We start from the raw sequence: 6,204 nt of genomic DNA, 5'->3' as shown, positions 1-6,204 counted from the left end.
GAGCGGTGCTCGGCGAGCGGATGGCTGAGCGCTACCGCACCGCGACCCGGACGGCCTGGCGGGTGGAGCAATTTCGGGCCGGTGGGGGCGGCGCTCGCCGGCGGGCGGGGGAGTGGCGGGCCGTCGCGGACGACGCGGCCTTGGCGCGTCCGCTCAGCCTCACGGTCCTGGTCGAGCAGGGCTACGACCGGCCGGTCACCGACGAGCTGCCGTCCGAGGCCGACCCGACGGTCGACCTGCTGGCCGCGGTCCTGGCCCGCGGTGGTTGGTCGCCGGCGGCGGCCCGGGAGGCCGTGCTGCACGTCGCCGAGCACGGAGTGCGTAACCGCCCGGAGGAAGCCGAGGTCCCCGGCTGGCGCAGCCTTGCCATCTCTCTCGGCGTTCCGGGATGGCAGGCCCGCCGGCTGACCGTCCTGCTGCTGGGAGCGCCCGGCTGGCCCGGGCTGGTCGAGCGGCTGGCAACAGGCGGCCCGTCGGCCTTGGACAGCCCGGCCATCGACATCGCGCTGCGCGCGACCCGGGAGACCCGCTTGCCCACGCCGTCACGCGCGACGCCGGCACTCCAGGTCGAGCCGAGCCACTGCCGATCTCTGGCGTCCTGACCCCGGTAAGAAGCCGACGTCCGTCGATCTGGACGAGATCGCGCACACAGGGGTATTGGGTCCACCACAGGAACGGGATTCGCGACGCCGGTTTGCGCCGGGATGCCACGGATTTTGCCGAAACCCTGCGAACTGTCCGAGCCCGGTGATAGGACCGACCTGGGAGCAAGGGGGTGTAAGGGATGTTCCTGACGAAGCAGACGTCTCGTCACGCGACTTGGGGGGCCTGCGGGCCCCGTCGGGCGACCTTTGCCGTGGCGACGGCGTTGGTCCTCGGCGGGGTTGCTGGCTGTAGCTCCGGCGGGGGAGTGGACGCCGAGGTACCGGTCGCGGCCAGCGCCAGCGTTACCGCGACCCCGACGGCGGAGTCCGACGAGGCCGCAATCCTCGTCGCGTACCGCGAGTTCTTCGCCCGCCAGACCGAGATCTCGATGGCCCCCAAGGAGCAGCGGCGGGTGCTGCTCGAACCGTTCACCGCCGACCCTGCGCTCGAGCGCGTACTCCGGGGCATGTTCGCCGCGGAGGAGATCGGTGAGGTCGGCTACGGCACGCCAGAGGTCGACCCCGCGGTGGACAGCGTCGACGGTGACGAAGCCACCGTCCTGGACTGCCAGGACACCCGCAAGTTCGGCCGCAAGGAGGTGAGCGGTGGCGAGTTCACCACACGCGGGATCAAACACGCGAAGGTCGTGGCGACCATGAAGCGCGGCGCCGACGGCGCGTGGAGGGTAGCGAGCGTCGGCTACCCGGAGGAACCGTGCTGAGCTGGCCTGGAGCGGTGCTCGTAGTTGCAGCCTCGGCGACCATCGCGGTGACGACTCCCTCCCTCGCCGCCGCAGACGAGCACCCCATCACGGTTGACCGCACCGGGCCGGGCTGGATCAAGACCGAGGTCGTGGACCCTGGTTCCCTCGCTGCGGTTCGGAAGCGTCCCGTCTCCCGAGCCGCGGCGGCGCGGACCTGCACCCAGACCAAGTCAGAATCGGCCGGCGGCTACGCCACGGCCGAGCAGTTCCGATCCGGTGCCGCGCCCGGAGAGGGCCCCGGCGGTTGGGTCGTCCGGACGTGCTCGGATGGAAGCCTCGACACCGCGTGGGTTCCGGCCGCGCCGGACGGGGCCGCGAGCCCGCAGCAGTTGGCCAGGCGCGCGGTCGGCCGGCTGCCGCTACCGCTTCCCGTGCCGTCATTCGAACCGCGTCGATCCTCCAGCGCGGGCCCGGCGACCTTGGTAGCGATCCCGACCTCGTTCCTCCTCGACGGCTGGGGACCAATCACGCAGCGCACCGAGGCCGGCGGGATGTGGGCCGTCGTCACCGCGGAACCGGTAGCGGCGACGTGGTGGCCGGGCGACGGTGGCGCTCCGGTGAAGTGCACCAGCGCCGGCCAGGCCCGTACTGACCAGGCCGGTACCTCCTGTACCCACACCTACCGCCGATCCAGTGCCGCACAGCGGAACAACGTCTACACCGGCCGCGTCGTCGTGACCTGGCAGGTGCAGTGGCGCGGATCCGGCGGGCTCGCCGGGACCCTGCCACTGATGGAGCGTCAGACCACGTTCCCGGTCGCGGTCGCGGAGCGTCAGACCGTCATCGTCGCCGGAGGGGGAGACCGATGAACACCACCACGCAGTCCGCAGCAACCCGTGCCCTGAACGGCGCCTCGATCCCGGCCGGGGTTCCTCGGCCGCTGCCAACCCGCGCCCGACGGCCCGGCCTGATCGCGGGCGCGGTGCTGCTGATCGTCGGCTTGGCCCTGACCGGGGGCCTACTGGTCTCCGGTGCCGCGGGCAAGACGGAGGTCCTCGTGGCCGCCGGGGCGGTGCCCGCGGGCCATGTGCTCACGGCCGGGGACGTGCGGGCGACCTCGGTTGCCGGTGATGTCCGCGCGATCCGCGCCGCCGACCTCGCCACCGTTGTCGGCCAGAGCGCTGCCGTCGGGCTGGTCCCCGGGCAGTTGCTCAACCGGGACATGCTGACCACGGCGACGGTGCCCGCGCCCGGTCAGGCGATGATCGGCCTGTCGTTGGCTCCGGGTCAGTTCCCGGCGGACGGCCTGGCCGTGGGTGATCAGGTCCTGGCCGTGATGATTCCGGCCGCTGGTGGATCGTCGGCCGACGCCTCCCTCACGGCGCGGGCGCTGACGACAGCTGAGGTCTTCGGTCTGCGTTCGGATCCGAGCAGCAGCGGAGCCACGCTGGTCACCCTCGTCGTCCCGTTGAATATGGCGAATCAGGTGCTCGCGCAGAGCGCGGTGGGACGGATCGGCCTGGTGAAGGTCACGTCGGCCGCACCGACAGCGATACCGGCTCCGGCACGGACGGCCGCCTCGTGACCGTCATTGCGATGTTCTCCGACAAGGGCAGCCCCGGTGTCACGACCCTCGCCCTGACCCTGGCCGCGACCTGGCCACGACCGGTCACGATCGTCGAGTGCGACCCAGCCGGCGGCGACCTCGCGCTCCGGCTCACCGACGAGGCGGGGCGTCCCCAGTTGGCGGCGGACTCTGGGCTGCTCGCCCTGGCTGCTGCGGCCCGCCGTAGCACGACGTCAGCCCTGGACGAGCACGCCCGCCCGGTCCCCGGCCTGCCCAACCTCTCTGTCGTCACCGGCCTCAGCACGCCGGAGCAGGGCGCCGGGATCGTCGAGCTGTGGCCCGCGATCACTGCTGCCCTCACCGGGCCGGGACCGCGTGACGTGCTCGCCGACCTCGGTCGGCTCCATCCCGGCAGCCCCGCTCATTCCGTGGCCGCTGCCGCTGACGTCCTCGTCGGGGTGGCACGGGGTGACGCGGCCGGGCTCCTGCGCCTACGTGAGCGGCTGCACAACCTGCTCGAAACGCTTCCCCAGAACGCGGGGGTGACCCGCCGAGTGGCCGTCGTCCTGATCGTCGACGACCGCCAGGGCACGGACGCGGTTTCCTCGATGCGCGCGGTGCTGGCGCAGGCGGGGATCGCGGCCACGGTCACCGGTTACCTCGCCCACGATCCCGGCGCGGTCCAGGCGCTCCAACAGGGGCGGACGGGTCCTCGCGTGGAGCGAAGTCTGCTCCTGCGCAGTGCCCGGTCCCTGGCCACCGAGCTGACGGTGCATCAGTCAGCGACGGCTGAACCCACACCCGCGACGGGACCCGTTCCCCGTCGTCGCCTCGCGGCCTTGGTGCGTTCGCGATGACAGCCACGGGACTCGCCGTCGACCACGCCCTGGTGCGCAGGCTGCAGGGCGAGGTCGCCGAGCGGCTGTCGGCCACCCGGCGAACGGCCCGCGCGGCCGGTCGGCCTCAACCCGCAGGCGAGGACGAACGCCAGGAAGCCCGGTCGGTGATCGCTGCCGTGATCGCCGATGAGGTGGCGCGCACCATGGCCGCCGGGGAGCAACCACCTACGGCCGAGGAGGAGCTCGCGCTTGCCGATGCGGTGTTTGCCCGGCTGTTCGGCGCGGGTCGCCTGCAGGTGTTGCTCGATGACCCGACGATCGAGAACGTCGACATCAACGGTTGTGATGAGGTGTTCGTTTCCTACGCCGACGGCCGGCGCGACCGCGTCGGGTCCGTCGCGGGCAGCGACGCCGAGCTGGTCGAACAGGTTCAGCTGCTCGCCGCGTACGCCGGGCTGTCCGCCCGCGCCTTCGACGACGCGAACCCAGAATTGGACCTGCGCCTGCCGGATGGGACTCGCCTCTCGGCGGTGCGGCGGGTCACCGCCCGCCCGGCGGTGTCGCTGCGCCGGCACCGGTATCCGAAGGTGTTCCTCGCCGATCTGGTCGGCAACGGCACCCTGTCGGCAGAGCTGGCCGACTTCCTGTCCGCCGTGGTTCGGGCGCGCCGCAACGTGATGATCGCCGGTGAGACCGATGCCGGGAAGACCACCCTGCTGCGCGCCCTGGTCAACGAGATCGACCCCAGCGAACGAATCTGCACGGTGGAGAACAGCCTCGAACTCGGCCTGCGTGCCCACCCCGAACTGCACCCCGACGTCGTCGAACTCGAAGCCGCCCCCGCCAACAGCGAAGGCGTCGGGGCGGTCGGGATGGCGCAGCTCGTGCGCCGCACCCTGCGGATGAACCCGGACCGGGTGATCGTCGGCGAGGTCCTCGGCCCCGAGGTCGTCACCATGCTCAACGCCATGAGCCAGGGCAACGACGGGTCGCTGTCCACGATCCACGCCCGCACCCCGCGCGGGGTGTTCGACCGGATCGCCACCTACGCCCGGCAGGCCGAAGAACGCCTCGACATCGACGCCACCCATCAGCTCGTCGCCGGCGGCGAGGGCGGCACCGGAGCCCTGGACTTCGTCGTGTTCTGCCGCAAGACCCGCACCCCGACCACAGCGGACGGAACCCCCGGGCTGCGTCGCCTGGTCTCGGCCGTGCTGGAGATCAACGGCTACGACCGGCGGGTGCAGGCCAGCGAGATCTTCACCCCCGGCCCTGACGGTCGAGCCCAGCGCAACCACGGCGTCCCGATCGGCGCCCTGGCCGACCTCATCGAAGCCGGCTACGAGCCAGGCCCAACGACGCATTTCTGATTAGTCATCAGTCGCCGGAGCGGGAGGGGAGCCCATGCAGCCGGACACCTTGGTCGCCATCGCCGTGTTCGCAGGCCTTGGCGGTGCGGTCTGGATGTTGATCGTGGCCTGTCGGGGCGCGGTCACGTCCCGAAACGCTGACGTGCGCGCGCTCCGAGCGCGAGTGACACCTCGGACTGCCGCAGCTGTGGGCGTCGGGCTCACGGTCGCGGTGCTGACCCGCTGGCCGGTCGCCGCCGCCGGTGTCGCCGTTCTGATCTGGGTGTGGCCCCGGCTCGTCCTCGGGGGCAACGCCGGGGAGGCAGCGATCCACCGCCTCGAAGCCCTCGCCGGCTGGACCGAGGCTCTCAAGGACACGATCGCCGGTGCGGTCGGACTGGAGGAGGCCATCCCCGCCACAGCCCCGTCGGCGGCGGCACCGATCCGCCCGGCGGTGGACCGGCTGGTCGAACGCCTGCGGGCCCGCGAAGCGCTGCCGACGGCGCTGCACCTCTTCGCCGGCGACCTCGATGACCCCTCCGCCGACCTGGTCGTCGCCGCCCTCATCCTCAACGCCCGCCTACGGGGGCCGGGACTGCGCGCCACGTTGGAAGCGCTAGCGAACTCCGCCCGCGACGAGCTCGACTTGCGTCGCCGGGTCGAGGCCGGCCGGCGGGCCCTGCGCACGGGGGTGCGCATCATCGTCGGGGTCACCGTCGCCTTCGTCGCCGCGCTGATCGCGCTGGACTCCGCCTACCTCGACCCCTACGACACCGCGACCGGGCAGCTCGTGCTGCTCCTGGTGGCCGCCGTCTTCGCCGCGGCGTTCGGGTGGCTGCGCTCGCTGAGCGACACCGCGCGACCGCAGCGCCTGCTCACCGGGACGCTCCCACCGGAAGGGGCCCTGCGATGACGCCCGCGATCCTCGTCTTTGCCGGCCTGGGCGCGGCCCTGACCGCGCTGATCGCTTTGCTGGCTCCGCACCGTCCCGGCCTGCTCGTCGCGGTCGGACGCCTTGACGCCGCACGCACCGCACCCCCCGCGGCTGCGCGCGACGACGCCGGGACCCTGTCCCGGCAGGCCCGGTTGGGGCTCCTCACC

Annotated in this window: 7 protein-coding genes and 1 pseudogene; all 8 read left to right on the top strand. The window is 72.4% G+C overall.

All coding sequences use genetic code 11. The features are described 5' to 3' along the window. The coding region (locus H0X00_RS20565; protein ID WP_293774389.1) for a hypothetical protein at nucleotides 1-602 on the top strand (602 nt) is incomplete at its 5' end. 308 nt (nucleotides 603-910) lie between these two features. Beyond that, nucleotides 911-1,366 (top strand): hypothetical protein, encoded by a 456-nt coding sequence (locus H0X00_RS20560; RefSeq protein ID WP_293774387.1) that lies wholly within the window; start codon nucleotides 911-913, stop codon nucleotides 1,364-1,366. Nucleotides 1,367-1,380: 14 nt separating this feature from the next. After that, nucleotides 1,381-2,217 (top strand): hypothetical protein, encoded by an 837-nt coding sequence (locus H0X00_RS20555; RefSeq protein WP_293774385.1) that lies wholly within the window; start codon nucleotides 1,381-1,383, stop codon nucleotides 2,215-2,217. Next, entirely contained in the window at nucleotides 2,214-2,933 is a 720-nt protein-coding gene (locus H0X00_RS20550) for an SAF domain-containing protein (RefSeq protein WP_293774383.1), read from the top strand. The genes H0X00_RS20555 and H0X00_RS20550 overlap by 4 nt, the downstream gene beginning before the upstream one ends. Then, entirely contained in the window at nucleotides 2,930-3,772 is an 843-nt protein-coding gene (locus H0X00_RS20545; RefSeq protein WP_293774381.1) for a hypothetical protein, read from the top strand. The genes H0X00_RS20550 and H0X00_RS20545 overlap by 4 nt, the downstream gene beginning before the upstream one ends. Next, nucleotides 3,769-5,124, top strand: coding sequence for an ATPase, T2SS/T4P/T4SS family (locus tag H0X00_RS20540; RefSeq protein ID WP_293774379.1), 1,356 nt, complete (start codon nucleotides 3,769-3,771; stop codon nucleotides 5,122-5,124). The genes H0X00_RS20545 and H0X00_RS20540 overlap by 4 nt, the downstream gene beginning before the upstream one ends. A gap of 187 nt (nucleotides 5,125-5,311) precedes the next feature. Next, the gene (locus H0X00_RS20535; RefSeq protein ID WP_293774377.1) at nucleotides 5,312-6,016 is read left to right on the top strand and encodes a type II secretion system F family protein; all 705 of its coding nucleotides are present in this window, start codon (nucleotides 5,312-5,314) and stop codon (nucleotides 6,014-6,016) included. Continuing rightward, nucleotides 6,013-6,204 (top strand): annotated as a pseudogene (locus H0X00_RS20530) (hypothetical protein); the annotation flags it as partial. The gene H0X00_RS20535 and the pseudogene H0X00_RS20530, both read left to right, overlap by 4 nt.

Source organism: Sporichthya sp., from assembly GCF_013815995.1.
Lineage (GTDB): Bacteria > Actinomycetota > Actinomycetes > Sporichthyales > Sporichthyaceae > Sporichthya.
The sequence above is the reverse complement of the archived record's forward strand: the minus strand, read 5'-3'. Positions and strand labels throughout refer to the sequence as shown.